Annotated in this window: 27 protein-coding genes and 1 pseudogene; 16 read left to right on the forward strand and 12 right to left on the reverse strand. The window is 63.3% G+C overall.

Annotated elements, in window-relative coordinates; translation table 11 throughout:
- The first annotated feature begins 124 nt into the window (after positions 1-124).
- A complete protein-coding gene (locus ACH79_RS16325; protein ID WP_161851898.1) occupies positions 125-901 on the forward strand; it encodes a DUF2189 domain-containing protein in 777 nt (258 codons plus the stop codon).
- Between the two features lie 13 nt (positions 902-914).
- On the opposite strand, the gene ACH79_RS16330 is transcribed toward ACH79_RS16325, so the two are convergent.
- From ACH79_RS16330 to ACH79_RS16350, 5 genes are all read right to left on the reverse strand, one after another.
- Positions 915-3143: an ATP-binding protein gene (locus tag ACH79_RS16330; protein ID WP_161851899.1), complete on the reverse strand. Its 2229-nt coding sequence runs from the start codon at positions 3141-3143 to the stop codon at positions 915-917.
- A gap of 213 nt (positions 3144-3356) precedes the next feature.
- Positions 3357-3782, reverse strand: a complete 426-nt coding sequence (locus ACH79_RS16335) for a Fic/DOC family protein (RefSeq protein WP_371419414.1) — start codon at positions 3780-3782, stop codon at positions 3357-3359.
- A gap of 155 nt (positions 3783-3937) precedes the next feature.
- Positions 3938-4192 (reverse strand): hypothetical protein, encoded by a 255-nt coding sequence (locus tag ACH79_RS16340; protein ID WP_161851901.1) that lies wholly within the window; start codon positions 4190-4192, stop codon positions 3938-3940.
- Between the two features lie 32 nt (positions 4193-4224).
- Positions 4225-4737, reverse strand: a complete 513-nt coding sequence (locus ACH79_RS16345) for an SRPBCC family protein (RefSeq protein WP_161856394.1) — start codon at positions 4735-4737, stop codon at positions 4225-4227.
- Between the two features lie 10 nt (positions 4738-4747).
- The gene (locus tag ACH79_RS16350) at positions 4748-5062 is read right to left on the reverse strand and encodes a helix-turn-helix transcriptional regulator (protein ID WP_161856393.1); all 315 of its coding nucleotides are present in this window, start codon (positions 5060-5062) and stop codon (positions 4748-4750) included.
- A gap of 119 nt (positions 5063-5181) precedes the next feature.
- On the opposite strand from ACH79_RS16350, the gene ACH79_RS16355 reads away from it, so the two are divergent.
- From ACH79_RS16355 to ACH79_RS16365, 3 genes and pseudogenes are all read left to right on the forward strand, one after another.
- Positions 5182-6624 carry an LVIVD repeat-containing protein gene (locus ACH79_RS16355; RefSeq protein ID WP_161851902.1) on the forward strand — a complete coding sequence of 481 codons (1443 nt, stop codon included), beginning with the start codon at positions 5182-5184 and terminating at the stop codon, positions 6622-6624.
- Between the two features lie 10 nt (positions 6625-6634).
- The gene (locus ACH79_RS16360; protein ID WP_161851903.1) at positions 6635-7180 is read left to right on the forward strand and encodes a hypothetical protein; all 546 of its coding nucleotides are present in this window, start codon (positions 6635-6637) and stop codon (positions 7178-7180) included.
- Between the two features lie 126 nt (positions 7181-7306).
- A pseudogene (locus tag ACH79_RS16365) lies at positions 7307-7923 on the forward strand (LysE family translocator).
- A 25-nt stretch (positions 7924-7948) separates the two neighbouring features.
- Here the strand turns inward: ACH79_RS16365 and ACH79_RS16370 are convergent.
- Positions 7949-8221: a DUF3551 domain-containing protein gene (locus tag ACH79_RS16370; RefSeq protein ID WP_161851904.1), complete on the reverse strand. Its 273-nt coding sequence runs from the start codon at positions 8219-8221 to the stop codon at positions 7949-7951.
- 361 nt (positions 8222-8582) lie between these two features.
- Here ACH79_RS16370 and ACH79_RS44775 point away from each other — a divergent pair, with 361 nt between their 5' ends.
- Positions 8583-8711, forward strand: coding sequence for a hypothetical protein (locus ACH79_RS44775; protein ID WP_256380320.1), 129 nt, complete (start codon positions 8583-8585; stop codon positions 8709-8711).
- 174 nt (positions 8712-8885) lie between these two features.
- On the opposite strand, the gene ACH79_RS16375 is transcribed toward ACH79_RS44775, so the two are convergent.
- Positions 8886-9683 carry an N-formylglutamate amidohydrolase gene (locus ACH79_RS16375; protein WP_161851905.1) on the reverse strand — a complete coding sequence of 266 codons (798 nt, stop codon included), beginning with the start codon at positions 9681-9683 and terminating at the stop codon, positions 8886-8888.
- Positions 9684-9785: 102 nt separating this feature from the next.
- Between ACH79_RS16375 and ACH79_RS16380 the strand changes: the two genes are divergently transcribed.
- The 3 genes from ACH79_RS16380 to ACH79_RS16390 all read left to right on the forward strand — a co-directional run bounded on the left by ACH79_RS16380 (position 9786) and on the right by ACH79_RS16390 (position 12098).
- Positions 9786-10706, forward strand: coding sequence for a transglutaminase family protein (locus ACH79_RS16380; RefSeq protein ID WP_161856395.1), 921 nt, complete (start codon positions 9786-9788; stop codon positions 10704-10706).
- A gap of 3 nt (positions 10707-10709) precedes the next feature.
- Positions 10710-11522, forward strand: coding sequence for a transglutaminase family protein (locus ACH79_RS16385; RefSeq protein ID WP_161851906.1), 813 nt, complete (start codon positions 10710-10712; stop codon positions 11520-11522).
- 177 nt (positions 11523-11699) lie between these two features.
- A complete protein-coding gene (locus tag ACH79_RS16390; protein ID WP_161851907.1) occupies positions 11700-12098 on the forward strand; it encodes a gamma-glutamylcyclotransferase in 399 nt (132 codons plus the stop codon).
- A gap of 50 nt (positions 12099-12148) precedes the next feature.
- Here the strand turns inward: ACH79_RS16390 and ACH79_RS16395 are convergent, their stop codons facing one another.
- Positions 12149-12715, reverse strand: a complete 567-nt coding sequence (locus tag ACH79_RS16395; RefSeq protein WP_161856396.1) for a chlorite dismutase family protein — start codon at positions 12713-12715, stop codon at positions 12149-12151.
- 242 nt (positions 12716-12957) lie between these two features.
- Between ACH79_RS16395 and dnaG the strand changes: the two genes are divergently transcribed.
- The 4 genes from dnaG to ACH79_RS16415 all read left to right on the forward strand — a co-directional run bounded on the left by dnaG (position 12958) and on the right by ACH79_RS16415 (position 18354).
- Positions 12958-14958 carry a DNA primase gene (dnaG, locus tag ACH79_RS16400; protein WP_161851908.1) on the forward strand — a complete coding sequence of 667 codons (2001 nt, stop codon included), beginning with the start codon at positions 12958-12960 and terminating at the stop codon, positions 14956-14958.
- Positions 14959-15299: 341 nt separating this feature from the next.
- On the forward strand, positions 15300-17408 hold the full coding sequence (rpoD, locus tag ACH79_RS16405) for an RNA polymerase sigma factor RpoD (protein ID WP_161851909.1): 2109 nt from the start codon (positions 15300-15302) through the stop codon (positions 17406-17408).
- Positions 17409-17508: 100 nt separating this feature from the next.
- Positions 17509-17919, forward strand: a complete 411-nt coding sequence (locus ACH79_RS16410; RefSeq protein ID WP_161851910.1) for an ester cyclase — start codon at positions 17509-17511, stop codon at positions 17917-17919.
- Positions 17920-17967: 48 nt separating this feature from the next.
- Entirely contained in the window at positions 17968-18354 is a 387-nt protein-coding gene (locus ACH79_RS16415) for a thiol-disulfide oxidoreductase DCC family protein (protein ID WP_161851911.1), read from the forward strand.
- Positions 18355-18380: 26 nt separating this feature from the next.
- Here ACH79_RS16415 and ACH79_RS16420 read toward each other — a convergent pair whose 3' ends face one another.
- On the reverse strand, positions 18381-18617 hold the full coding sequence (locus ACH79_RS16420) for a hypothetical protein (protein ID WP_161851912.1): 237 nt from the start codon (positions 18615-18617) through the stop codon (positions 18381-18383).
- 242 nt (positions 18618-18859) lie between these two features.
- Here ACH79_RS16420 and ACH79_RS16425 point away from each other — a divergent pair, with 242 nt between their 5' ends.
- Together ACH79_RS16425 and ACH79_RS16430 are read left to right on the forward strand one after the other, a co-directional pair.
- Positions 18860-20206, forward strand: coding sequence for an MFS transporter (locus ACH79_RS16425; RefSeq protein ID WP_161851913.1), 1347 nt, complete (start codon positions 18860-18862; stop codon positions 20204-20206).
- A gap of 75 nt (positions 20207-20281) precedes the next feature.
- Positions 20282-21223, forward strand: a complete 942-nt coding sequence (locus ACH79_RS16430; protein ID WP_246738564.1) for a DUF817 domain-containing protein — start codon at positions 20282-20284, stop codon at positions 21221-21223.
- Here the strand turns inward: ACH79_RS16430 and ACH79_RS16435 are convergent.
- On the reverse strand, positions 21186-22511 hold the full coding sequence (locus ACH79_RS16435) for a hypothetical protein (RefSeq protein ID WP_246738565.1): 1326 nt from the start codon (positions 22509-22511) through the stop codon (positions 21186-21188). The genes ACH79_RS16430 and ACH79_RS16435 overlap by 38 nt on opposite strands.
- A gap of 300 nt (positions 22512-22811) precedes the next feature.
- Entirely contained in the window at positions 22812-23708 is an 897-nt protein-coding gene (locus ACH79_RS16440) for an OmpA family protein (protein WP_371419460.1), read from the reverse strand.
- Between the two features lie 284 nt (positions 23709-23992).
- Between ACH79_RS16440 and ACH79_RS16445 the strand changes: the two genes are divergently transcribed.
- Together ACH79_RS16445 and ACH79_RS16450 are read left to right on the forward strand one after the other, a co-directional pair.
- Positions 23993-24745, forward strand: coding sequence for a lytic transglycosylase domain-containing protein (locus ACH79_RS16445; protein ID WP_246738681.1), 753 nt, complete (start codon positions 23993-23995; stop codon positions 24743-24745).
- A 235-nt stretch (positions 24746-24980) separates the two neighbouring features.
- On the forward strand, positions 24981-25787 hold the full coding sequence (locus ACH79_RS16450; RefSeq protein ID WP_161851917.1) for a lytic transglycosylase domain-containing protein: 807 nt from the start codon (positions 24981-24983) through the stop codon (positions 25785-25787).
- A 322-nt stretch (positions 25788-26109) separates the two neighbouring features.
- Here ACH79_RS16450 and ACH79_RS16455 read toward each other — a convergent pair whose 3' ends face one another.
- Positions 26110-26955, reverse strand: coding sequence for an SDR family oxidoreductase (locus ACH79_RS16455; RefSeq protein WP_161851918.1), 846 nt, complete (start codon positions 26953-26955; stop codon positions 26110-26112).
- Positions 26956-26973 lie beyond the last annotated feature (18 nt).

Consider the following 26973-nt stretch of genomic DNA (forward strand, 5'->3'; position numbering starts at 1 on the left):
CCAGCCGCCGAAGCGGTGAGGGGGAGCCGTCAGGCGGCAATGCCGGCGCCCGATGGCTTGACGAAGATCAATACGCAGTCCCGTGGATCGGCTCCAATACGTCCGATCATGGAGGGGGAGCGCGATGTCGATCTCCGGAAAGGCCGATCCGGTGGTGCGGCCGATTACTGCGGCGGACATTGCGGAGGCGCTGAGCCAGGGGTTGCGGGATTTTCAGGCGATGCCGCTCTACGGGCTCGCCTTCGGTGCATTCTATGCCGCCGGCGGGATCGCAATCCTGCTCTGCCTGACGGCATTCGGCATGGTCTATCTGGTCTATCCGCTTGCCGCGGGCTTCGCGATGATCGGCCCGTTCGTCGCTATCGGGCTCTACGAGGTGAGCCGGCGGCGCGAAGCCGTGCAGCCGGTTTCGTTCGGCGCGATCTGGGCCACGATCAGAACGCGCAGTGAAATCGGCTGGATGGCCTTCGTCACGCTGTTCGTGTTCGTGGTGTGGATGTACCAGGTGCGGCTGTTGATCGCGCTGCTGCTCGGGCTCAACGCCTCGTTCTCCAGCCTGCACGATTTCATCACCGTGGTTCTCACCACCAATGAGGGATTGCTGTTCCTCGCAATCGGCAACGCGGTCGGCGCCGCGCTGTCGCTGATCCTGTTTTCGCTGACCGTGGTGTCGTTTCCGCTGCTGCTCGACCGCGACGTCGATTTCGTCACCGCGATGATCACGAGCGTCCGCGCGGTGGTGACGAGCCCGCTGCCGATGATCGGCTGGGCGGCACTGATCGTGGTGCTGCTCGCGGTCTCGGCGATGCCGTACTTTCTCGGTCTCGTGGTGACGCTGCCGGTGCTCGGCCACACCACCTGGCACCTCTATCGCCGGATCATCGCGCCGGTGCCCGGCTAGATCGCGACCCCGATCATTTCGCCTTCAGAACCGCACGCAGCATCGCTGCCAGATCGTGCCGGCGGTAGGGCTTGTTCAGGATCCGCACGTCGCGGCCGGCCCCGTCGATCGCCTCGGCGGGATGTTCGGTATGGCCGGAGGTGAGGAGAATCTTCAACTGAGGCCGCAGGCGCGCGGCCTGGCGGGCGAGCTCGGTGCCGAACATGCCGCCGGGCATCGCGACATCCGTGAACAGGAGATGGATGTTCTCGGGGCCGCGCAGTATTTCGAGTGCCGCGGGCGCGTTGGGCGTGACGATGACGCGATAACCGAGCGCCTTCAGTTCGCCTTCGACATAGCCGCGCACCATGTCGTCGTCCTCGACCACGAGAATGGTTTCGCTGCCAGTCGGCGCGGCCGGCTGACTGCTGGACGGCACGGCGCTCGGCTGAGATGTCCCGACCCGGGGAAAGAAGAGTCTGACCGCGGTGCCATGGCCCGGCTCGGAGCGGATCTGCATCGCACCGCCGGATTGCTGCGCGAAGCCGTAGACCATGCTCAGGCCGAGGCCGGTGCCTTTGCCGACCTCCTTGGTGGTGAAGAACGGCTCGAAGGCGCGGCCGGCGACCTCGGCCGTCATGCCGGTGCCGGTATCAGTCACCGCAACCATGACATAGTCGCCGGGCCGGGCTTCGCCGTTGACATCGACGTCGGTTTCACCGAGCGACGTATTCTTGACCTCGACCGTCAGCTTGCCGCCTGATGACATGGCGTCGCGCGCATTCAGCACCAGGTTGAGCAGCGCCGAGGCCAGTTGGCCGGGATCGACGCTGGCCTGCCACAGGTCTTGATCGAGGTGGAATTCGCACTCGATATGTTCGCCGAGCGTCCGGCGCAGCAATGGCTCCATGCCGAGAATTTTCTGGCCGATGTCGATGTGCTTCGGCATCAACGGCTGCTTGCGCGCGAACGCCAGCAGGCTTCGTGTCAGGTCCGAGCCGCGTTCGGCGGCGGTCGCGATGCTCTCGGCGATGTTGCTCAGCTCCTTGTGAGGAGCCAGCCGCTCGGCAAGGTGCTCGGCATTGCCGAGAATGACGGTCAAGAGATTGTTGAAATCATGCGCCACGCCGCCGGTGAGCTGACCCATCGCCTCCATTTTTTGGGATTGGGTGAGTTTCTGGTTGAGCTCGTCAATGGCGGCGCGCTGACGCTCGAGCGATTCAGCGGTGCTGTTGAACTGTGTCATCAGCCCGCCGAGCTCGCCGCCCGGATGGGGCAGGGGAATCCGCGCGCGCAGATCGCCAAGCCCGAGCTTCGTCGCCATCGCGGCCAAACGTCCGACCTGACGGCCGATAATCATGGTCGCGAGAATCCAGACGCCCGCGAGCAGCAGCAGCGAGGCCACCGCAAGGATTGCCAGGTCCTCGTAAAGACGGCGGTTGGCCGCGGCCACCAGGCTGTCCTTGGGCCGCCCGACCATGATGTGGAGCCCGGCATCGCGCGCTGAGGGCGAGCGAGCAGCAGTCCAGACACGGGTTCGGCCCTCGCGCCCGGCCGCTTCATGGAACGGCTCGCGGTGCGGCGAGGCCGCAAACCGGAACAGCTCCGAACTTGCAATCGATACGCCGGCCGGCTCGGTCCAGTCCTTGCTGTCGGGCGCGACGAGGACCGTGCCTTTCCTGTCAACCAGCAGAATCTCGCTATCATCGGACAGGCGCCTGTCGTGGTCCTCGGCGAATTTCTGCAGGTTGAACGAGGCGAGCAGGATGAATTTCAGTTCGCCGGATTCGGTGCGAACCGGATAGGCGATCTGCAGCACGGACGTCCCCGTCAGCCGGCCGAACACAGGCTCGAGCGTGACGATGCCGTGTGCTGTCAGCGCCTGCCTGAAATAGGCGCGATCCCTGAGATCGAGCGTCCGGTTGGTTCGTAGCGAATCGCAGAACAGGCTGCCGTCCGGATTGATGGTCAGGATGCCGGTGTAGCGCGTGTATTCCTCGCGCACGGCGGACAGGAAGGCCGAGCAGGCCGCCTTGTCGCTGGTATTGAGGTCGCGGGCGCGGGCGAGGCCATAGTGAAGCTGGGCCGTGCCCTGAATCTTCTCATCGAGATCGCCGAGGATATCGTTGGCGGTAGCCGACAGGCTGGCCAGCGCGGCATCGATGTCGCTCGTGCGGTTCTGCACGAAGCGCAGCCCCACCAGGATGGCCGGCACCAGCATCGCGGCAATAACGAGAATTAATAGCCGGGTGCGCAGGCTCATCGGTGCGTCGTTCCGCGCTCAAATCAGCTGTTTCGTTGTTAGAGTGACGTTCGGAATCTACCTGCGAACCAGCCATTCTGGAACCACGCGTGCTGGAATATCCTCTAGGCAAGTCCGAGTCCACTCGTGAAGCCCGGCAAGAAGGCTATGGCCCTCCATCGTCGTTCCCGTGGGAGCCGTGCTTCTATTGTTGCGCTGGGTTCCGCTGGAGGATCACGCAATCAGATCATTGATCACACTGGCGAGCTTGCGTTCGTCGCCGTCGAAACTGGCAATCATCGCCCCCAGCATTTCGTCCGGCTTCAGTTTTTCGATTTTGAGCGGGTGGCCCGCGGGGTCGGCCAGCAGGGCGAAGAACGTAAGCTGCGACCGTCCATTTCCTTCGCGGAAGGCATGGATCGCATTCAGCTCTGCCAGGAAATGCGCAGCTTGGTTTGCGAACCTCAGCGCATCGAGATTCCGAAGGAAATCCGCAGATCGCAAACCGTCGAACAGCTTGTTCGCCTGGTCTTCGATGTTTTCGGGAAAGCAGAACGGATTGCCGCCCTTCGCAATCCTGACCGTGCGGATCTGCCCTGCCCACTGATAGACATCTTGAAACAGATGGTGGTGGATAGCCCTGTAATGCTCGAAGTCCATCGATCCGTCTGGCAGCGGTTCTTCCGCTCGCGCGCTGGAAATTTCTGTCTCGAATGCCTCGAGTTCGTTCTGGTTTCGCAAGTCGAGCTTATTCACCAGTACGGTCGAATTCTTGTAGGTGTAGGGATCTTCGATCGCATCGTACATGCGGTCGGTCAGCCCTTGCGATGGCTGCGAATGATTGCCTGGCGATATTCGTCCGCCGTGAGGCCTTTGCTGCGCGCATCGTTGGCGCGCTTTTTCATCGCCGGCGTGAGCTTGATGCCCTCGACTTCACTGATCTTGGCAAAGCGATCGCTTCCGAGCACGAACCGGCCAGACCCCGCCTTTTTTGCCGCAATGTTCTTCCGTTTCACCATAACCGCAGGATACCACGAGTCGTAGCCAATAGCACGCACAGGAATCGGCACGCGAGTGATGGTTGGGGGAGGAAGGACGCCGCCTACGGCGTCCCGATGCCCATTTCCTTCAGCGCGGCCAGCATTCGTTCCGGCGGCTGCATCTGGATGGTCAGCGCGTTGCCGGTCTCCAGGAGGCTCTTCAGGCTCGACAGGATTGCGGGCCAGCCCGTGCGGCCGCCGGACAGGATGTCGTCGCTGATGTCGCGGTCGTGCGATTGCAGCATCGTCAGCTTGACGACATCGCCGGCCTGCTCGATCTCGTAAGTCACGAGCGTCGGCCCGAGCTTTTCCACCAGCGCCGGCCAGTTGACGTTGAAGGTGACGGTGAGCTTCCTTGGCGGTTCGCACTCGATCACCTCGCCCGAAATATGCAGGGCGCCGTCCGGCGTTCGCATAATGAAGGCACCGCCGATCCTCTGATCGACTTCGACCGCATGGCCGGAGAAATACTTCCTGGAAAATTCCGCGCGCGTCAGCGCCTCCCACACCTTCTCCGGCGTCGAGGCGATGTAGATCGTGTAGACGATCGCCGGCTTGAACTCTATGATATTCAGAGCCTCAGGCTTACTCATCACGCTTCTCCAACTGCCGTTTCAACTCGCTAAGCGCGGCAAGTTTCCCGCGCTCGAATTTCTTGATCCACCGCTCGCCGATCTGATGAATCGGAACCGGATTGAGGTAATGCAGCTTCTCGCGGCCATGCCGGAGCGTGGAGACGAGGTTGGCTGCTTCGAGAATTCCAAGGTGCTTGGTCACGGCCTGCCGCGTCATGTCCAGGCCGCCGCAGAGCTCGTTCAGCGTCTGTCCGTTTTTGGCGTGAAGCCGGTCCAGCAGCGCGCGCCGCGACGCGTCGGCGAGCGCTTTGAAGACCTCATCCATGCCCAAGATAATAGGCAACCAAAAGGTTGCATGTCAAGGGCGTGTGTTTGGCGCGGCCCGAGGTTGTGTTACCGTGTCGTCAGCCAACGCAGATTGGTCTTGAACAGTCGGGGTGGAACATGGGCGATCGCCTCAAACTCGCAGCCTGGTGCGCGATCCATTTCCTCACATGCTCGGGCGCCGAGGCGCAGCAACAGGTGATCGGCGCGCCGCCCGAAGCCTCCAACATGAAGCTGGTTGGAACCAGCGATCTGCAGGCGCGCAGCGCTTATCAGCCGACCATCCACCATCAGGGCGACCGCTGGATTGCCTATATCGGTCATCACGGCGGCAGCGACGAAATTCCGGCGCCGGTCAATCCGCTGACCGGCAAGGCGGAGCCGAACGGCACGTCGATCGTCGACGTCACCAATCCCTCGCAGCCGAAATATCTGCGCCACCTCCCGGGACAGGAAGGCAAATATGAAGGGGGCGGCGCGCAGATGGTGCGGATCTGTGACGGCAAGGCATTGCCGAAGGGCGATCGCAACGCGGTTTACATGCTCAGGACTTTTGGCGGCGAGGCGCATGAGATCTGGAATGTCGCCGATCCCGCCAATCCTGTGCTGATCACGCGGATAGCCGGCCTGAAGGACACGCACAAGAACTGGTGGGAGTGCGACACCGGCATTGCCTTCCTGGTTTCGGGCGCGCCGGACTGGCGCACGCGCCGCATGACGCAGGTCTACGATCTCTCCGATCCCGCCCATCCGCAGAAGATCCGCGATTTCGGCCTGCCCGGCCAGGAGCCCGGCTCAACCGGCGCGGTGCCGACCGAACTGCATGGGCCGATCTCGACCGGGCCTTCCGGCAACCGGATCTATTTCGGCTACGGCACCAACAAGGGCGGCATCTTGCAGATTGTCGACCGCGAGAAACTGCTCAACGGGCCCAAGGAGCCGACCCCTGACAATCTGCGGCTGCCGGAAATTGCGCGGCTGCCGATGTCGGCGTTCAACGGCGCCCACACGACCTTTCCGATGCTTGGCATGCCGATTGCAGAATTCGCGCGCGACAAGGACGGCAAGACCCGCGACATCGTGATGATCGTCGATGAGGCGATCCTGAACGAATGCAACGAGCCGCGGCAGATGGTGTGGTTCGCCGACGTCACTGTCGAGAACCGGCCGATGATGATCTCGAGCTACACCGTGCCGGAAGCGAGCGGAACGTTTTGCGAGCGGGGCGGGCGGTTCGGCGCGCATTCCTCCAACGAGAGCATGGCGCCGGTGTTCTACAAGAAGATGGCCTTCATCGCCTTCTTCAATGCAGGCGTTCGCGCCCTCGACATTCGCGATCCCTTTCATCCCGCCGAGGTCGGCTATTTCATTCCGGCGATCACGGCGGCGACCGACAAGCGCTGCGTCAAGATCGATGACAAGAACCGCTGCAAGGTCGCGATCCAGACCAACAATGTCGAAACCGACGAGCGCGGCTACATCTACATCGTCGACCGCGCCAACACCGGCCTGCACATTCTGGAACTGACCGGCCCGGCGCGCGCCGTCGCCGGCCTGCCGTAAGGGGCCGGCGATGCGCCGCTGGCCGGTCATCGCGTTCGCCACCATCGCGCTCGGTGCGCTGTCGGGCGCTGCGGCCTACCAGCATGCAGGGTCGTTTCAGCACGAAGGGAATGGCGAGTGGCGGGAAATCGCTTGGCCGTTCCCGCGCGATGGCTGGCCTGCCGGCAAGGCTTTTCGCTGCGATGGATGCGGCGGCGATGTCGCGATCTATCTACGGCCGAAGATCGGTTTCTGCAATTGCGACCGCGGCATCGCCGACGACGATGAGGTCGATCGCGTCGCCGATGTCGATTTGATAAATGAGCGCTTTGTGCCCGTCAGCAGCGGACAGGTGGTGCGCGTGGCAGATATGCCGGGGCGGATCAGGGCGTATGAGCTGCCGCCGGCCGCCAGCACGAGACACGCGGTGGGCATCGCCGTCTCGCGCCGCTGCGATCTCCTCGTCGCGGTCGCGCATGGCAACGGCGACGCGTCGGAGATAGGGCGCGCCGCGCTGGCGTTTCTGGCTACAAATGAGATGACCCGCTGGGTGATCGCCGCGATGGAGGAACGGTGACGGTGCTTCTTAACCTCGCCCCAGCACTCTCCCCGTAAAGAACGGGCAGAGAGAGTCAGAGCGCGGCTTCCATCTGCGGCTCCCACATGCATAATGTCCTAACCGCCCTCACAGCCGGAACCCCACATGTCTCTCCAGGTCTATCTCGCCTTTGTCGCCGCCTGCATCGCACTCGCCTTGTTGCCCGGTCCAGTCGTCACGCTGTTGATCGCGAACGGGTTGCGGTACGGGACGCGCGCGGCGATGATCAATTGCGCCGGAGTACAAACCGCGATGGCGATCGTGATCGGCACCGTCGCCATCGGTCTGACCTCGCTGATGGCGACCATGGGTTACTGGTTCGACTGGGTGCGCTTTGCCGGTGCAGCCTACCTGATCTGGCTGGGCATCAAGCTGATCCGCGAGCCGGTCGAGGGCGTCAACGCCGACGAGCCGCCACCGCCGCCGCGCGGCGGTTTCTTCCTGCAGGGCTTTCTGGTGCTGCTCTCCAATCCGAAGGTGCTGATTTTCTTCGGCGCGTTCATCCCGCAGTTCATGGACATGGAGAAGCCTCATCTGCCGCAGGTGGCCCTGCTGGGCATCACCTTCATGGTGATCGCCGCCTCGACCGATGCGATCTATGCGCTGCTGGCCGGCCGGGCGCGAAAATTCTTCTCCAAGCAGCGGACGCGGCTGGTATCGCGCGTCTCCGGCGGCGTCATGATCGGTGGTGGCATCTGGCGGCGCTGACACGGGCGCGCTGATTTTACAGCCGTTGCTTCGAGCGCATTAGCGACGTCGCTTTCCGTAGTACGGGTTGGTCACGCATTGCGCCGAACGGCCGGATGCGACTGCCTTGCACTGCGCCATGGACGCAAAGCGACATGAAATGCCGCCTTGAGGCCCGTATGACTGCAGGCAAACCGGGTAAGCCGGATCATACGTCTGGGCTTGCGCGGGCAGCGTCGTCAGACCCAGAACCAGCACGGCCGAAATGATCAATGCGCGCACCTTAACTCTCCGTTGTGTGCGTGAGAGGCGTCGGCGGGGCAATCTGCGCATGGAGACCTCGTCTGACAAACCGCGCCGTCGCCTAGATTTTCGATTTAGGATAACTCTGTTGTTTGATTTACATCAACGGCAGGTCGCTCTCGCATGCAATTGCGCGCGGGCGATCGGTAAGGCGGGGTGACCGAATACTGCACGTTGGATCAATAGCAAACGCTGCCGGTTCACGCTTCGATGCGATTGCGGCCGCAGCTTGCCGGCACCCACCCGCCAAGCGTGCTCGTGCGCCGGCGAGACCCCCGGCTCGTCCCTCAAGCGGCCAGGGCGGTCTTGCCGGCAGGTCGCACTGTGTGGGCCAAAGGAGGGGCATCCCTTGGAGACGATACATCTGGACTGTCCGAAATGCGGACGGAAAATGATCCTGGTCGCAACGCGCGACGGCAAGATCCCTGCGGTCATGCAGTGCCCGACATGCGACCGTCCCGACCCGCTGAAATCCGAAATCGTCGAAGGCTGGATCAGCTCGCTTCGGCCGCCTGCGTGACCCGCAACTCGCCGCTGCGATCTCGTGTCAGGGCTCAATGAATGGCCAGCATCTTCACACGTGGAAGCGAAACGCGAGCCACGCGGGCAGTACGTTCCCTTCCCCACAAGTGGGGAAGGAACGTACCTGCTGCATGGCATGCTGCGCGGCACAAGCAGCCCAAAGCAATCGGGGTCAAATCAACCGCTGCGCTCGCAGTGCCACTTCGATCTCGCCAAGAATCCGCGCCAGCCGCTCCGCCCATGCCTTCTCGCCCGCGGGATCTGAGATCAGGTCCTGGCGGATCTCGATTCCCGTGTTCATCAGCCCGCGCGCCTCGCCGTGGACGGGGATCGTGTAGTCGGTCTCGTCGCTGACGGCATAGGGCTCGTTGTCGCCGACCACGAGATCGCCCTCGGCGCGCAACAGTTTCAGAAGCCGCGGCGCCAGATGCGTGTCGCGGTGGTAGAGCGTGCCGATGTGCCAGGGCCGCGCGATCCCGGCATAGACGGGCGTAAAGCTGTGCAGGGATACCAGCACCGTCGGCATGCCTGCGTTGCCGCGCTGGTCGATGATCTCGCCGATGCGGCGGTGATAGGGATCGAATACCTGCGCACGCCGGATCGCGGCAGCTTCGCGCGAAATGCCTTCGTTGCCGGGTATCGTGGTCGCCTCGCTGATGCGCGGGATCGAGCTTGCGACATGGGGCGGGCGGTTGCAGTCGATCACGAGGCGCGAGTATCGCTGCACGATCAGATGCGCATCCAGATGCGCAGACAGCGCTTCCGCGACGCCGGCGATCCCGATGTCCAAGGCGATATGGCGCGTCAGTTCGCTCTCGCTCACGCCGAGATCGCCGAGCAGGCGCGGAATAAGCCTGCCGTAATGGTCACATGTGAGCAGAAACGGCGAGCGGCCCGCCGCATTATATTCATGGACTGGAGGAACATCCTCGGCGCTGAGGAGTAGGGCTGTGCTTGCAGAGTCGTTCAAATCATTTTCCCTGAACCGGTGCCTATCGAAGCGGCAGCCCGATCTACAATTGAGCAGGATTCGGCCTAGATGAGACCTACCAGAATCGACGATTGTTTGACGATGCCGCTCCTGACCATCAATCACAAGACTGTTTATCGCTATACGCGCCCGGTCGCGTTCGGCGAACACCGCGTCATGCTGCGCCCGCTGCCGGGGCACGACCTGCACATCCGCGCCAGCCACCTCGAGATCGAGCCGCAGCCGATGCAGCTGCGCTGGATCCACGACGTGTTTGGCAACAGCGTGGCGATCGCGACCTTCGACGAGCGCGCCGACACGCTATCGTTCACCGCGACCGCGACCGTCGAGCACAGTCCAGCGGAAGAGTTCGCGCTGACGCCGGACGATCCGGCCTATTTCTATCCGTTCCTCTATGACGACGAGGAGTTTCCGGACCTGTTGCAGTTCGTCACGCCGCAATACGGCGATCCCAACGGCGAGCTGTCGGCCTGGGCGCGACAATTTCTCGACGCCGAGGCGCCGACGCCGACGTTCAAGATTCTCAGCGGCATGACGCACGGCATTCGCAAGGCCTTCGTCTATCGCAAGCGCCATGAGCAGGGCACCCAGCATCCGCTCGATACGCTGCAGACCGGCTCGGGCACCTGCCGCGACTATGCGCAGTTTATGATCGAGGCGCTGCGCCGGCTCGGCATCGCCGCGCGCTTCGTCTCCGGCTACATCTTCATTCCCGGCGACGGCGCGCATGGTTATGTCGGCGGCGGCTCGACCCATGCTTGGGTGCAGGTTTACCTGCCGAGCGCGGGGTGGATCGAGTTTGATCCGACCAACGGCATCGTCGGCACCCGCGATCTGATCCGTGTTGCGGTGGCCCGCGATCCGCGCCAGGCGATCCCGGTGCACGGCACTTATCTGGGCTCAGCGGATGCATTCGCCGGCATGGAGGTCGATATCAGCGTCGTCGCGGCCGGCGAAGAGGCGGAAGTGGGGGAAGGGGTCCAGCAGGCGGAAGAGGTCTGATCCATGGAGATCAAGGTCGGCTTCGAGATTTCCTATGCGGCCGCGCAGCCGACGCCGATGGTGATCATGCTCTCGATTCATCCCTCGCGCTTTGCCGACATCGTCGGCACCGAGCGCATTGTCGCCGAGCCTGACGTTCCGATCGGCTTCTATCGCGACAGCTTTGGCAATGTCTGTGGCCGCCTCGTCGCGCCCGCCGGTGGCGTCACGCTGCGCGGCGATGCGCTGGTACGCGATTCCGGTCTGCCCGATGCGGTGGTGCCGACCGCGCAGCAGGTGCCGATCGATCAACTGCCCGACGATGTGCTGCTCTATCTGATGCCGAGCCGCTATTGCGAGACCGACAAGCTGACCGACATCGCCTGGTCGCTGTTCGGCGCTACGCCGCCAGGCTGGGCACAGGTGCAGGCGATCGTCGACTTCGTGCACAACCACGTCACCTTCGGCTATCAGCACGCCCATCACATGAAGTCGGCGCATGATGTCTATGAGCAGGGCGCCGGCGTCTGCCGCGATTTCGCGCACCTGGCGCTGACCTTCTGCCGCTGCATGAACATTCCGGCGCGATATTGCACCGGCTATCTCGGCGACATCGGCGTGCCGCGCAGCCCCGCGCCGATGGATTTCTCCGGCTGGTTCCAGGTCTACCTCTCCGGCCAGTGGTACACCTTCGACGCCCGCCACAATGTCCCCCGCATCGGCCGCGTCCTGATGGGCACCGGCCGCGACGCTGCCGACGTCGCGCTGACCACGAGCTTTGGCCGGATGGATCTGGTGAAGTTTTTCGTCGTCAGCGACGAGGTCGTGCCGGCGTAGCTGGCTCCGTCATTGCGAGCCTACGGGTCGCGCGAATGCGCGCCCGATGACAGGCTCAGCGAAGCAATCCATTGCTCCGCACGACGGAAACACCGTATGGATTGCTTCGTCACTTCAGCGCAAAATTGCTTTGCAATTTTGTCGCGAGCTCCTCGCAATGACGGTGTCCAAAGCTCCATGATTTCAGATCGTCTCTTCGTCTACGGCACGCTGATGCGCGGCTTCGACCATCCGATGGCGCAGCTCTTGTCGCGCAGCGCGGATTTTTTGGGCACCGCCACCTGCCGCGGCCGGCTCTATTGCATCAAGCATTATCCGGGGCTCGTGCTGTCGGACGATCCGGCCGACATCGTGTTCGGCGAACTATATCGCCTGCGCGACCGCGACGCCTTGCTCGGCGAACTCGACATGTATGAAGCCTGCGGCGAAGGCTTTCCGGAGCCGACCGAATACATCCGCCGCATGCTGCCGCTGGCGCTGGAAGACGGCAGCACCGGCGAGGCCTGGACCTATATCTACAACTGGCCGGTCACCGGCCTGCCGCAGATCGCATCGGGCAAATTTCTGGAAGACTGAGTCTCTTGTCCCGGACGCGGTGTATCGCTCGCGGCGATGCGAAGCGAGACCTACACCGCATCTAGCCGTTCGCGCTCCATCCTTATGTCGACCTCGCGCTCGACAAATTTCCATTCCTCGGTGGCGCGCAGCGTGCGGACCAGCTCCTCGAATTCGTCCGCATGCGCCGGGGCGTATTCGAACCAGGTCAGGAAGTCGAAGGGCTCGCCGAGATCGCGGCTGTGGAAGAGCTGGCGGGCGATATCAGGCAGATGTTTCAGGCTGCTCGCGATGTGCTGGGATTTGTCCTCGAAAATCTGCCGCCGCTCCTCCTGCGTCAGCTCCCACCAAGCCGCCGATTTCTTGATCGGGATCAGCGCGGCATAGGTCGCCTCGGGGCGGCCGATCTCGGCAGGCGAGGCGTCGAGCTGTTGCTTCTCGGCGCGCTCGGTATAGCGCAGGTGGCTGGCGACGCCGGCAAGCCGCCAGGCGGTCGGCGAGGGCATGATCGGCAGCGTGATGGACAGCGTATGCACGACCGACACCGAAGGCGTCGGCGCCAGCGACGCTCCCTTGACGGGCGCGAACCGCGTCACCCGCCACGCCCCGCTCCTGCCACCCCGGAAGATCGTGAACATGAACGGGATGGAAGCGCGGAACGGGAAGGGATTCAAGCACACTTGGCCCTACATTTGCCGTCAGGCCCGCACCTGACCCGGGCATCCACCTCTTTCTTCACTCTGGCGGGCCATGACGGCGAGGGGATTGTGCCCGCTTTCCGTCCTGTGAATAGCGGCGAGAAGCCTGATAAACATCGCTTTCGGAGCCCGCCTCCCTATATCCATGCTCGTTGGCAATCGCCCAGGCAAAAGCTTAACTTATGCGCTTCACCCCCCAATTCCTCGAAGAGCTGCGCGCCCGGCTTCCGGTCTCGGAAGTCGTCGGTCGGCGCGTGAAATTGAAGAAGGCAGGAAGGGAATTCAAGGGGCTGTCGCCGTTTCAACAGGAGAAGACGCCCTCGTTCACGGTCAACGACCAGAAGCAATTTTACCACGACTTCTCGACCGGAAAGCACGGCAACATCTTCGACTTCGTCATGGAGACGGAAGGCGTTTCGTTCCCCGAGGCCGTCGAGCGCCTCGCCTCCATGGCCGGCATGCCGCTGCCGGCGGCAACGCCCGACGCCGCGCGCCACGAGCAACGCCGCAAGACGCTGCACGATGTGATGGAACTCGCGGCCAAATTCTTTGCCGATACGCTCGCCTCCCGCAACGGCGCCAAGGCCCGCGGCTATCTCGGCGACCGCGCCATTTCGCCGGCGACGCAGCTCCAGTTTCGCTTAGGGTATGCGCCGGCGGATCGTTTTGCGCTGAAGGAGCATCTGGGCGCGGAGGGCATTTCCACGGAGGACATGGTGGAAGCCGGGCTCTTGATCGGCGGCGACGACATCCCCGTTCCGTACGACCGCTTCAGGGATCGCGTGATGTTTCCGATCACCGATGCCAGGGGCCGCGTCATCGCCTTCGGCGGTCGCGCGCTGGAAAAGGACGTTCCGGCAAAATATCTGAACTCGCCGGAGACGCCGCTCTTCCACAAGGGCGACAATCTCTACAACCTCGCCACCGCGCGGCAGGCGACGCACAACGGCGCGCCGCTGATCGTGGTCGAAGGCTATGTCGACGTCATCGCCATGGTCACCGCGGGCTTCGGCGGCGCCGTCGCCCCGCTCGGCACGGCCTTGACCGAAAACCAGCTTGCGCTGCTCTGGAGGATGGCGGACGAGCCGATCCTCTGCTTCGACGGCGACCGCGCCGGGCAGAAGGCCGCCTACCGCGCCGCGGATCTCGCGTTTCCCAATCTCGCGCCCGGCAAAAGCCTGCGCTTTGCCCTGCTGCCGGAGGGGCAGGACCCGGACGACCTCGCGCGCACCGGCGGCCGCGTCGCGATCGAGGAAGTGATTTCTGCCGCACGCGGGCTCGCCGACATGATCTGGTCGCGCGAGATCGAGGGCGGGACGTTTGCCACCCCCGAACGGCGCGCCGCGCTGGAAGCGCGCATCAACGAACTTTCCAACGGCATCCGCGACGAGGTCGTGCGCCGCTATTACCGCCAGGATCTCGCCGAGCGCCTGCAGCGCACCTTTGCGCCGCAGGGTGGGGGCGGCGGATACGGAAGAGGTAATTTCCGGTCCGGCCGCGGCGAATCACCCCGCGCGTTTGCCCCGCGCGGAGCGGCTCCGGCCGGCCGATTCGCCCCCCGCGGCGGCCGTCCCGGGGCAGCCCCGGGGATCGCGCCCGGCCCCTACCAGGCGGCGAGCCCCCAGCTTGCGACCAGTCCGATCATGCGGGGACAGCGCAGCGCCATGTCCCGCCGCGAGGCGCTGATCCTGCAATCCCTCATTAACCACCCCTGGCTGTTGCACGACCATCTGGAGGAGGTGGCCGCCCTGGAACTGGCCCATCCCGAGGCCAACAAGCTTCGCGCCGGCATTATCGCCGCCTTCGCCAACGACCATCACCATTCCCCTGACGTCGAAGAGCAGGCCGAGAAAATGCGCGGCGATCTCGAAACCCGTGGATTAAGCGAGATTCTTCAACGGGTTGAGCGGGCGATCACGACCGCTGCGGTGTGGGCTGCAAGGCCGGGCGCGGCCCGCGAGGATGTTTTGGCCACCTGGCAGCAACTGGTTGTCTTGCATCAGAAAACACATGCCCTACTTAGGGAGAAGAAAGATGCCGAATTGGCGTTGGCTGAGGAAACCAGCGAGGCCAATCTGGCATGGCTGAAGGATGTCGGCGCCCGGCTGGACTCCCTCGACGGCACCGAGGCCCTGATCGAGGGTTTTGGGGAGCTTTCGGGCCGGTTCCGTAAAAGCGTTTGACGTTTAAAAAATGATGCGGACGGCCTTGGCCTGGCCCGCGAAAAGACTCGCCAAATCCATGATTTGGCGGCAAAAACAGGGTTAAGCGAAGCTTAAGGGCCTTCGGGCTACGAAAGACAGAAACCGACGAATTGGAATTCGGGGTGGCGACGGTCTGCGCCGCCCTTTGCGCGTCGTAACCATGGTGCGGAAAAGCGGGTGCCGCTTTCCTCTCGTCATGCGAAGGCGAATGAACAGAACGGGGTGACGATCGCTCGACGTCATCTCGAACGAATTGAGTGAACAACTTGCGGGCCGGTGTGACGCACGCCCGCATGAAGCGCGTTTCGGGAGCTTGATGAATGGCCACCAAGGCAAAGACGCTGCAGGTTAAGGACAAGGAAAAAGACGACAAGGCAGCGGACGCCCCCGAGAAGGACAGCCCCGACGCACCGTCGCCGTTGCTCGACCTCTCGGATGCCGCCGTCAAGAAGATGATCAAGCAGGCCAAGAAGCGCGGCTTCGTGACCTTCGATCAGCTCAACGAAGTCTTGCCCTCCGACACCACCTCGCCCGAGCAGATCGAGGACATCATGTCGATGCTCTCGGACATGGGCATCAACGTCTCCGAGGCCGAGGAAGCCGACGAGGAGGCCGAGAAGGAAGAGGCCGACGACGACACCGACAACGAGCTTGTCGAGGTCACCGCCAAGGCTGTTACCGAGGTCAAGAAATCCGAGCCCGGCGAGCGCACCGACGATCCCGTCCGCATGTATCTGCGCGAGATGGGCACGGTGGAGTTGCTGTCGCGCGAAGGCGAAATCGCGATCGCGAAACGCATCGAGGCCGGCCGCGAGGCGATGATCGCGGGCCTCTGCGAAAGCCCGCTGACCTTCCAGGCCATCATCATCTGGCGCGACGAACTCAACGAAGGAAAGATCTTCCTTCGCGACATCATCGATCTCGAAGCCACCTACGCCGGCCCCGACGCCAAGAACAACATGAACCCGGCGATGATCGCAGCCCCCGCCGAAGGCGCTCCCGCCAATGGCGAGGCCGCGCCCGCGCATGTCGCGCCGCCGGCCGCTCCGCCGTCGGCGACCCCGTTCCGCGCCGCGCCCGCCGGCGAAGCCGAGGTCGAGGAAAAAGATCCGGCGGAGGCCGCCGCCGAAGGCGACATGGATGACGACGAGTTCGAAAACCAGATGTCGCTGGCGGCCATCGAGGCCGAGCTGAAGCCGAAGGTGGTCGAAACCTTCGACAAGATCGCTTCCGAATACAAGAAGCTGCGGCGTCTTCAAGAACAGGACATCGCCAACCAGCTTCAGAGCGAGTCGCTCTCGCCCTCGCAGGAGCGCAAGTACAAGAAGCTCAAGGACGAGATCATCGTCGAGGTGAAGTCGCTGCGCCTGAACCAGGCCCGCATCGACTCGCTCGTCGAGCAGCTCTACGACATCAACAAGAAGCTGGTCTCGTTCGAGGGCCGCCTGCTGCGTCTGGGCGACAGCCACGGCGTCGCGCGCGAGGACTTTTTGCGCAACTACCAGGGCTCGGAGCTCGATCCGCGCTGGCTCAACCGTGTCTCGAAGCTCTCGGCCAAAGGCTGGAAGAATTTCGTCCATCACGAAAAGGACCGCATCAAGGAGCTGCGCCACGAGATCCAGTCGCTGGCGGCGCTCACCGGTCTTGAGATCGGCGAATTCCGCAAGATCGTGCACGGCGTGCAGAAGGGCGAACGCGAGGCGCGCCAGGCCAAGAAGGAAATGGTCGAGGCCAACCTGCGTCTCGTGATTTCGATCGCCAAGAAGTACACCAACCGCGGCCTGCAGTTCCTCGACCTGATCCAGGAAGGCAACATCGGCCTGATGAAGGCGGTCGATAAGTTCGAATACCGCCGCGGCTACAAGTTCTCGACCTACGCCACGTGGTGGATCCGGCAGGCGATCACGCGCAGCATTGCAGATCAGGCGCGCACCATCCGCATCCCCGTGCACATGATCGAGACCATCAACAAGATCGTGCGCACCTCTCGCCAGATGCTCAACGAGATCGGCCGCGAGCCGACCCCGGAAGAGCTCGCCGAAAAGCTCGGCATGCCCCTGGAGAAGGTGCGCAAGGTCCTCAAGATCGCGAAAGAGCCGCTCTCGCTGGAGACGCCCGTCGGTGATGAAGAAGATTCACACCTCGGCGATTTCATCGAGGACAAGAACGCGATCCTCCCCATCGATGCGGCGATCCAGTCCAACCTGCGCGAAACCACCACGCGCGTTTTGGCCTCGCTCACCCCGCGCGAGGAACGCGTGCTCCGCATGCGCTTCGGCATCGGCATGAACACCGACCACACGCTGGAAGAAGTCGGCCAGCAGTTCAGTGTTACACGCGAACGCATCCGCCAGATCGAAGCCAAGGCGCTGCGCAAGCTGAAGCATCCCTCAAGGTCGCGGAAGCTGCGGAGCTTCCTGGATAACTGAGATCGGCATGCCCGGGCTTGACCTGGGCTTCAATCAACGGCGGGCGAAAGCCCGCCGTTTTCATGTTTGCTCCATCTTTGCGATTTGAGAACCGAATTCGATGCCAACTTCTAACCTCGAAGCCAACAAGGCCCTCGTCCTTGCCCACTACGACGCTGTCACCAACAACCACGATCCCGACGCCATCCGCACCCAGGTCACCTCCGACTTCTTCGACCATGCCGCCAATGCGGTCATGTCGGCCGACCAGATAATCGCACACTCGGCCGCGCTGCACGCCACTTTCGGAGAGCTGAAGGCGACGGCCGAGACCATCGTGGCCGAAGGCGACATGGTGGCGGCACGCGTCGTCTGGCGCGGCGTGCACAGGGGTCCCTGGCGCGGCATTGCGCCCACCGGCAAGCGCTTCGAATTCCGCGGCATGACCTTCTGGCGCATCCGCGACGGCAGGATCGCCGAGCGCTGGGCCGAGGTCGACTTTGCCTCGCTGGAGAAGCAGCTCCGCGGCTGAGCCGATCCGCATCGACGCGACGGTGATTGGCGTCTACCATCGCCGGTCATGACCAGTGCAAGTGCACGTCTGACCGTCTGGTACAACACGCGCTGCCCCGTCTGCGACGCCGGCATTGGCTGGCAGCGCAACAAGCTGCTTTCTGCCGTCCGCGCCGGCACCCTTTCATTCAAGGACATCAACGAAGAGCCAGAGGCGCTCGCAGCTTACGGCGCGTCGGTCGACGATGTACGCCGCCGTTTGCATGCAACCGACGAAGCCGGTCGGCTGATCGTGGGCGCGGATGTGGCGGTCGCGATCTGGCAGATGACGCCCGGGCAGAGCTGGTTGGCATCGCTGTTCGGCAATCCGGTGCTGCTGCCGGCCACGCGATTTGCCTATGACCGGTTCGCGGATGTGCTGTTCGCGTGGAATAAGCGACGAGGGCATTGGTAGGCTGACCCGCCCGGATGCGTGGCGTCCTATTTCTTCTTCGCCCCAACCCGGCTGATGCTCTTGATCTTGAGTTGCGGCCGGCCGGATTTCTCGGCGATTTCGCGATCCTGCTCGCTTAAATACGCGCGCGCCGGCTCATCGCCGTCGAGCCCGCCGAGCAGTTCAGCGGGCACGCGGCGGTTGGAGCGCTGGGAATCGTCTTCATAAACGACGTTGAAAAAGGCGAATTCGCCTTTGGGATTGGTTCCGGGTTTTTTCGGCATGCGCGGCTTGTCCCCGATCGGGGCGCCGCTGTCAAAGAAAATAACCCGCGTCGCGCGCCGATCTGCCCTGCGCGATCGGCGGAGAAAGCCCGTGCGAAGCGAGAGCGGTAAATCAAGAGCTGAGCGGTCTCGACACTGTCGGCTGGCGACACTGCCAGGCTAACGCCGCCGGTGACGCGATTTGTTTATGACGGCTTTGGCGGCATACTGTTCGCCTGAAACAAACGGTAGGGGCGGTGGTGATGCCGGCAGCCTCCAACACGAAGAGCGATCTCTCATCGGTGCTCATCGCCTGCTGCCTTGCCATGCTGGCGGTGGGCGACAACAGCACGGCGATCATGGCGGCGCTCCCCGACATGAAAGCCAGCCTGCAGCTTGGTCCGGCGGAAGTCGAATGGGTGGTCAATGCGTATCTCCTGACCGCCGCGATCTTCATCATCGTCGGTGGCGGCGCGGCGGATCAGCTCGGAGCGCGCAGGTCCTCGGTTGCCGGCATCGCCTTGTTCGCCCTCGCTTCGCTGATCATTGCGCTTGCGCCGACAGGCCCCGTCGTGGTCGGCGCACGCGCGCTGCAAGGGCTGGGGGCGGCGTTTGCGGTGGCCGGCACGCTCGCGGCAGTGTCCGAAGCCGCGCCTGATTCAAAACGGGCGGAGGCGATCGGCGCCTGGACCGGCTTTCTGATGCTCGGCTTCAGCATCGGGCCACTTATCGGCGGGGCCGTGACGCATTACGTGGGCTGGCGCTTTATCTTCTGGCTGAACGTCGCCGCCATGGTGCCCGCCGCGCTGATGCTGCAGCGGCATCCCGGCGCGGGCGGCCGACGCGCGATTTCGATGGACTGGGTGGGCCTCGGCATTCTCGCCGTCTTCATGGTGACGCTGATATCGGGATTGCAGGCGCTGGCGCATGTCCGCACCAATCCGCTGGCCGCCATTGTCCCGCTCGCGCTGGCCGTGATGGCGTTCATTGCATTGATCCGGACGGAGACACGGCGTCCGCAGCCGCTGGTCGATTTCGCCCTGTTCGCGAACCGGAATTTCGCGATCGCCGCCGGCCTGTTGTTTCTCGTGATGTTCGACATCATGACGCTGCTGCTCTACTACAATCTTTTTGCGCAATCTGCCGACGGCCTCGATATGTCAGCCATTGCGGCCGGCCTTTCCCTTCTGCCGCTCACGATTGCGCTGTTCGCCTTCGCGCGCGTGGCTCCAATGATTGCAATGCGGATCGGTGTGCGGCGCATGCTGATAGGCGGCTCGCTTCTGCTCGCCGTCGGCTGCGCCATCGTCTGGTTGTCGTTTCAGACGAACGCGAAGTTCGCTGCTCTGATGCCCGGCCTGTTTGTCGCCGGCGCAGGGATAGCGCTCATCTACGCCTCGGCGCCGCGGCTCGGACTTGCGACACTGCCGCAACTGCAGGCGGGGAAGGGCTCCGGCATGCTCAATTCGTGCAGCTTTCTCGGCGGAACGGTCGGGGTGACGTTCGGGGGCATCGTATTCGCGCTCGCCGGATTCGCCGGCGTGCTTGTGCTGCTGGGAATTTCGGCACTGGCGAGCGCTGCGCTCTGCCTTCGGCTAAGGGCGGAATGAAACTGCGCTTTATCTGAGGGAAATCTGCAAATCTCCGCCCAGCTTTGATCGCGGTCATCAGCCACGCTCCGCGGCGTGCATCACGTCCCCAACCCGAGCGCCGCCGCCATCTGGCCACCGCTTCGCCGTTTCATCGCGGGCGAATGTCGCCTCGGCCGCTTCATGGCGCGCCGCCGCGCGACATCAGCGGTTTACGAATTCTTCCGCTTTGGCGTGAAGCAGGCATGGGCCTGCCTGTTCGGCGGCATCGCCGTGTTCCTGATGATCGCCACCTGGCGGTTCTATCCGGCGAGCGCGCCGCTCGCGCGCTACGACTTTCTGTTTCTCTGCATGATCGCCGTTCAGATCGCGCTGCTCGCCGGCCGGCTGGAGACGCTGGAAGAAGCCAAGGTGATCCTGATCTATCACCTCGTCGGCACGGTGATGGAGCTCTTCAAGACCGAGGTCGGCTCCTGGATCTATCCGGAGCCGAATTTTGTCCGGATCGGCGGCGTGCCGCTGTTTTCCGGCTTCATGTATTCCTGCATCGGCAGCTATATCTGCCGCGCCTGGCGTCTGTTCGATTTCGAATTCACCGCGCACCCGCGCCGACTCGCGCTGGCTGTGCTCAGCGTCGCGATCTATGTCAACTTCTTCAGCCATCACTACATGCTCGATCTGCGCTGGCTGCTGTTCACTCTTGCCGGCTGGCTCTTCTTCCACACCCGCGTCTATTTCAGGGTCTGGCACGCGCAACGTTCGATGCCGCTGTTGCTCGGGCTCGTGCTGGTGACGTTGTTCATCTGGTTTTCGGAAAACATCGGCACGTTCACAAAAACCTGGGTCTATCCATCGCAGCGGCACGGCTGGTCGATGGTATCCGTCGACAAGATCGGCTCGTGGTTTCTGCTGCTGATCATCAGCTACACGCTGGTGAGCCTGATCAACAAGCCGAGGCAGAGGCGGGGCGATGATCGTGCGACCAGTGTCCGCGAACAGCTCAATCGCACGCCGGATTTTTCGCACCCCCGATCGTGAGGAAGGTGATCGTGGCAGGCAGCAGCTCAACCGTATCAGGTGACGCTGTCACCGCGGCAAGCTGCGGAAGTTCATCATTCGGGCCAAGCTCCAGGACCGTTCCATTCAGCTTCACGGCTTCGCTTTGCAGATCATCCGCCGACAGCGTGTAGCGTTCGCCGGCCTCGGGCAATCGCAGCGCTGCGGCATCCGTCCTGCTGGTATTGATGGCAAGCAGCATGACGGCCCCACGAATGCCGCGCCGGCAATGCGCGTAGAGATGCATACCCTTGTGCCTGCCGGCGTCGAGAACAATTGTGCCCATCAGGGCGCGCCACAGCAGCGCCGCCCAATAGTTAGGCCGCGGGCGGAACGTCCTCTCGTCAAGCAGGCCGTAATCGCTCGCAGCCAGCGTGTTGTGCGCAACCATTTGGACGCCGGCTCGGGCAAGCCGGCCGAGTTGATCGAGATATCGGAACGTATCGAGGAAAGTGGAAGCCCAGGGATTGCCGCCGCAGGCTGCCTCGGCGGTTTCGGTCAGCCACATCGGTTTTCCCGGTGCAAATTCGTCCCTGAGCGATTGGTAAAACGCGAGCGTCTGGCCCGTGCTCGCCAGCCACGCTTCCGAAAGCGCGGCCTCAGGCGTAGTTTGACCCGGAGCGCATCGTTGCGAGAGGGCGCCGTAGTGATGATAGGAAAAAGCGTTGATGCCGGGTCCGGATGCCGTAAGCAGGTCCCGCGTGATGATGAATTCGGCGCTGGACTGCCTGGATGATTGCGACGTTGTCTCGCCGATCGAGCCGGGGCCCAGAACGATCACATCCGGTTCGCTTGCCTTGATGAACGCAACAAAGGCTTTGAAGTCCCGCCCGTAAGCCGCCGCGTCGTATCCCCTGGGTGCGCCGCCCATCGCGGCCAGTGTCGGCTCGTTCATGAACTCGGCGGCGGCAATTCTGCCACCGGCGGATTTTGTGTAGGCGAAGATGCGACGCGCCTGATCGCTCTGCCATTGACCTGCTGCGTCCCGGACACCGGGCCCTGTTGCCATCGAGGTCACGATATCTGCTCTGACAGCGCCGGCAAAGTCGATGACAGCTTTCCAGCGCTCGCGGCTCAGCACCGCGCGGAAACCGTCGGGCGGCGTCGAGGGCGCCTCGTCGTTCTCGGCGAAGTATGTGGTGTTGGCCCAGGTGCCGCTGACGCGCACGTAAGCTGGCGCCAGCGCCGCAGCCAATGTGCGCAGTCGCCGATTCGATAGGTCGATGGGCTGGCGATATTCGTAGAGGTCGGGATTCCCGCCCCTTGGCATGTTTCCTGCGTTGACGGCGCCGCGATCCGATGGCGCTCGGCTACTTGCCCTGTAAGGCTTCCAGAAGCGTCCCCCGGTTACCTCGACCATTTCCAAATTGTACGATTGAAAGCGCTCGTCGATGGTACCGAGGCGGGGCAATCGTGAAGGGTCTACGAAAAGCGTTGGCGCCTGCGCGGCTGCCTTCTGGCTTCCGGCCAGCGCGGCGACCACAATTCCCATTCCGACTTTGAAACCACTGGACCTGGGCATAGCCATTGTCCTTGGCAGCCAAAGCGGGCCTAGGCCCACGCGTTGATGCTACGGCGCCACCAGCTCCACCCGCCGGTTCAGCGCGCGGCCGGCCTCGGTGGCATTGGAGCCGGCCGGCGCCAGCAGTCCGACGCCCGCGGTGCGCAGCCGCGGCGCGCCGATGCCGTAGTTCTTCACCAGCTCGGCGGCGATCGCCTCGGCGCGGCGTCGCGACAGATCGAGATTGTAGGCGAATGGCCCCTGGTTGTCGGTGTGGCCGACGATGAAGACGCTTAATCCGACCTGAGCGGTCAGCAGCTTCGCGATCTGCTCGAGGGTGGGGCGGCTTTCGGGCTTCACCTCGGCCCTGTCGGTATCGAAATAGATCCCGTCGAGCGCGATGCGGCCGGTCTCGCGGAGGCCCTTGGCCATGACAGCAGCATCCACCATCTTGTTCTCGATCGCTGCTGGCACGGCGATGACGAGCTGCGCATAGATGTCGCGGTTGTTCTCGCTGACGATGAGGCTGACAAAAGTCTCGCGGCCGCCGTCCATCTTGCGTCCCGCAAAATAGCGGTAGTTGAAACCGTCCACCCACATCTGCGGGATCGGCAGCGCGTCGATCTCCTCGGAAAAGGGAATGCCGCCGCAGGCATCGACGTCGCAGGTAAGCAGCGTTTCGAATCCGGCATTCGCCAGCTGGGTTTCAAAATTGCGCGACACCTCCAGGATCGAGGGGCCGGGATTGGTCCGATAGGCGATCCGGGTGATGCGGCCTTCCAGCCGCCGCGCGTCGGTGGGCTGGCCGTCCTTGAACGCGGCCCCTTGCATCCGCGCTGCATCAAAATCCTTCACCTCGTATCCCGTGATGACGCTGCCGCCGAAACGACCGATGCCGGGATAATCCTTTGCGCCGATCACGTCGCGCGTCTGCGCGGCCGCGTTCGTCATCGCGCCGAGCGACATAGCGAGCAGCAGGAGGATCAGCCTCAACAGTCTGTGCGGTCGGGTCATCGGAAATCCATTTGTTCGAAAAAAGATCGATGGAAAGGGAACGCGGCCGGCAGATCAGCCGGTTCAAATGAGCCGCAATCATGGCGGTTTTCGGGGAGATTCTGCCCCCCATGCATCGGCTGCAACCCTCGAAGCGCGGCCAAGGACGTGCTAGAAGCCAATGCTTACTTGCAGTCTCTCTCAGGAATGGCTTTTCCATGCTCCGCATCGCATTTGCTTTCAGCGCCACCCTGGCAATGTTCGCATGCTTCAACTCCCAAGCCCACGCCGCCCAATGCGGCAACTCGTCCGCCGGTTACGAATCCTGGAAACAGCAATTCGCCGGCGAGGCTCGCGCCAAGGGCGTCAGCGCTTCGACTATCCAGGCCCTGATGGCGACCAACTATGCGCAGGCGACCATCAATGCCGATCGCGGCCAGCGCAGTTTCAGTCTCTCGCTCGATCAGTTTCTCGCCAAGCGCGGGGCCACGACCATCGTCGCCAAGGGACGGCAGCTCAAGCGCTCGCAGGGCGCACTGTTCGCCTCGATTCAGGAGCGCTATGGCGTGCCGCCGGGGCCGCTGCTGGCGATCTGGGGCATGGAGACCGGGTTCGGCAGCCAGCGCGGCAACCAGAACATGCTCGCCTCGATCGCGACGCTTGCCTATGACTGCCGGCGCTCGGCCTATTTCACCGAGCATCTTTACGCCGCGCTGCAGTTGATCGACCGCGGCGCGCTGTCGCCCAGCCAGCGCGGCTCGATGCATGGCGAGGTAGGCCAGACCCAGTTCATGCCAAAAGCCATCCTGGCCTACGGCACCGGCAATCTCGAAAACTCGGCCAATGCGCTGATGTCGACCGCGAACTTTTTGAAGGCGCATGGCTGGCGCGCGGGCGCAGGCTACCAGCCGGGCGAGCCGAACTTTGCCGCCATCCAGGCCTGGAATGCCGCAGGCGTCTATCAGAAGGCAATCGCGCTGATGGGCCGGCAGATCGACGGAGGGGAATAGGGGGCTGCGACCGCGCTTTGCGTTCGACAGTTATCATCAAGCCAACAGGTCGTCGTCCCTGCGAAAGCAGGGACCCATAACCCCGGGCGCCAATTGGTCAAGCGAAGGCCGTCAACCACCTCGCCTTTAACAATATCGGCCGCAGCGTATGGGGCCCTGCTTTCGCAGGGCCGACGAGGTTTCGCGGGCGTTTTTCCCATGGCATGATCGGCCCGACAACTAATAAGGGATTCGCATGCGCATCATTCGTTGGGCCGTTTTTGTCGGCGTTGTCATCTGCTCCACCCCCACCTACGCCGCTCGCTGCGGCGGCGATTTCAACGCCTTCGTGGCGGCGATGTCGCAGGAGGCTCAGGCTGCCGGGATTTCGCAAGCAGTGATCAGCCAGGCGCTCGGTGGCGTCACGCAGGATCCGGCGGTGCTCGCCTTCGACCGCCGCCAGCGCGGCACCTTCAACAAGTCGTTCGAGCAATATGTCTCGACCCGCGTCGGTCCCGGGCGGATCAATATCGGCCGGCAGATGCTGCAGCGGCACGGCTCGCTGCTTTCGCGCATCGAGCAGAAGTTCGGCGTGCCGCCGGAGATCGTGGTCGCGATCTGGGGGCTGGAGAGCGATTTCGGCAAGGGCGATGTCGGCAAGATGCCGGTGATCCGCACGCTCGCCACCATGGCCCATGATTGCCGCCGCACCGAGCTGTTCCAGGGCGAACTGATCGCCGCGCTCAAGATCGTGCAGCGCGGCGATCTCCCCTTGCGCGATTTGATCGGCGCCTTCGCCGGCGAGATCGGCCAGACGCAATTCCTGCCGTCGTCCTACATCAAATACGGCGTCGATTTCGACGGCAACGGCCACGTCGATCTGCGCCACAGCGTGCCCGATGTTCTCGCCTCCACGGCAAATTTGCTGCACGTGTCAGGCTTCAAGGGCGGCGCGCCCTACGGCGAGGGCACCGCGAATTTCGAGGCGATGCGCGAGTGGAACAGGGCGACGATCTATCGCAAGACGATCGGCTATTTTGCGGACAGGCTGATGGGGCGATAGCGACAGTCTCTCCGTCATTCCGGCGTCATTGCGAGCGAAGCGAAGCAATCCACGTCTCAGCAAGCCGCGCTATGGATTGCTTCGCTGCGCTCGCAATGACGGCAAGAGAATTTTTGATTTCGAACCACGCCATCGCCCCACGCACGCTGCGCTCCTTCTCGCCTTGTGGGAAAAGGTAGCGCGGACGCAGTCCGCGTCGGATGAGGGGTCTCTATCCGCGGAGACAGACCCCTCATCCGGCTCCCTGCCGCTTCGCGTCAGCGATCCACCTTCTCCCACAAAGGGAGAAGGGGAATGCTGGTCGAAGCTGGTGGCTAACGCCTCACTTCCCCTTCTTGCCCGACATCCGCTCAATCCGTTTCGCCAGCACCTTCCAATACGTCGCCGGCCGAAACCGCTGCAGCAGGTCCATGAACCTCGCGTCGTTGCCGATCAGAATCCGCGGCTGGTTTTTCTCGATGCCGGCGATGATGCGTTGCGCGGCAATCGGCGGCGTGGTTTTGGCGATCGCATCGAAACGGTCGATCGATTCCGCCCGGCGCGCATTGTCGGTGATGCCGCTTCCGGTGCGGGAGTTGCGAACGATGTTGGTCAGCACGCCGCCGGGATGCACCACCGACAATTTCACCGGGCTGTTGGCCATCGAAAGCTCATGCCGCAGGCTTTCCGAAAAACCGCGCACCGCGAATTTCGCGGCCGCATAGGCGGTCTGGCCGGGTGGGGCGATGATGCCGAAGATCGAGGACAGGTTGACGATATGCGCCTCGCGCTGTTTCGACAGATGCGGCAGGAACGCGCGGGTGCCGTGCACGACGCCCCAGAAATTGATGTTGATCAGCCATTCCATCTGCGCCTGGTCGACCTCGTCGAAGCTGCCCATCAGCGCGACGCCGGCATTGTTGATGACGATGTTGAGCGCGGGGTGCGCTGATATCGCCGCGTTGGCAAATTCCTGAATCTGGGCCGGCTCGCCGACATCGACACGATGGGTCGTGATGTTGCGCTTGCCGGCCTGGCCGATCTCGGCGGCGACCTCAAGCAAGCCGGCCTCGTCGCGGTCGGCGAGCGCCAGATCGCAGCCGCGTGCGGCGAGTTCGAATGCGAGTGCGCGGCCGATGCCGCTGGCGGCGCCGGTTATCGCGGCCGCGCTTCCGGATATCGCAGTCATCGGTATCTCACTCCATCA

Source organism: Bradyrhizobium sp. CCBAU 051011 (assembly GCF_009930815.1).
Classification (GTDB): domain Bacteria; phylum Pseudomonadota; class Alphaproteobacteria; order Rhizobiales; family Xanthobacteraceae; genus Bradyrhizobium.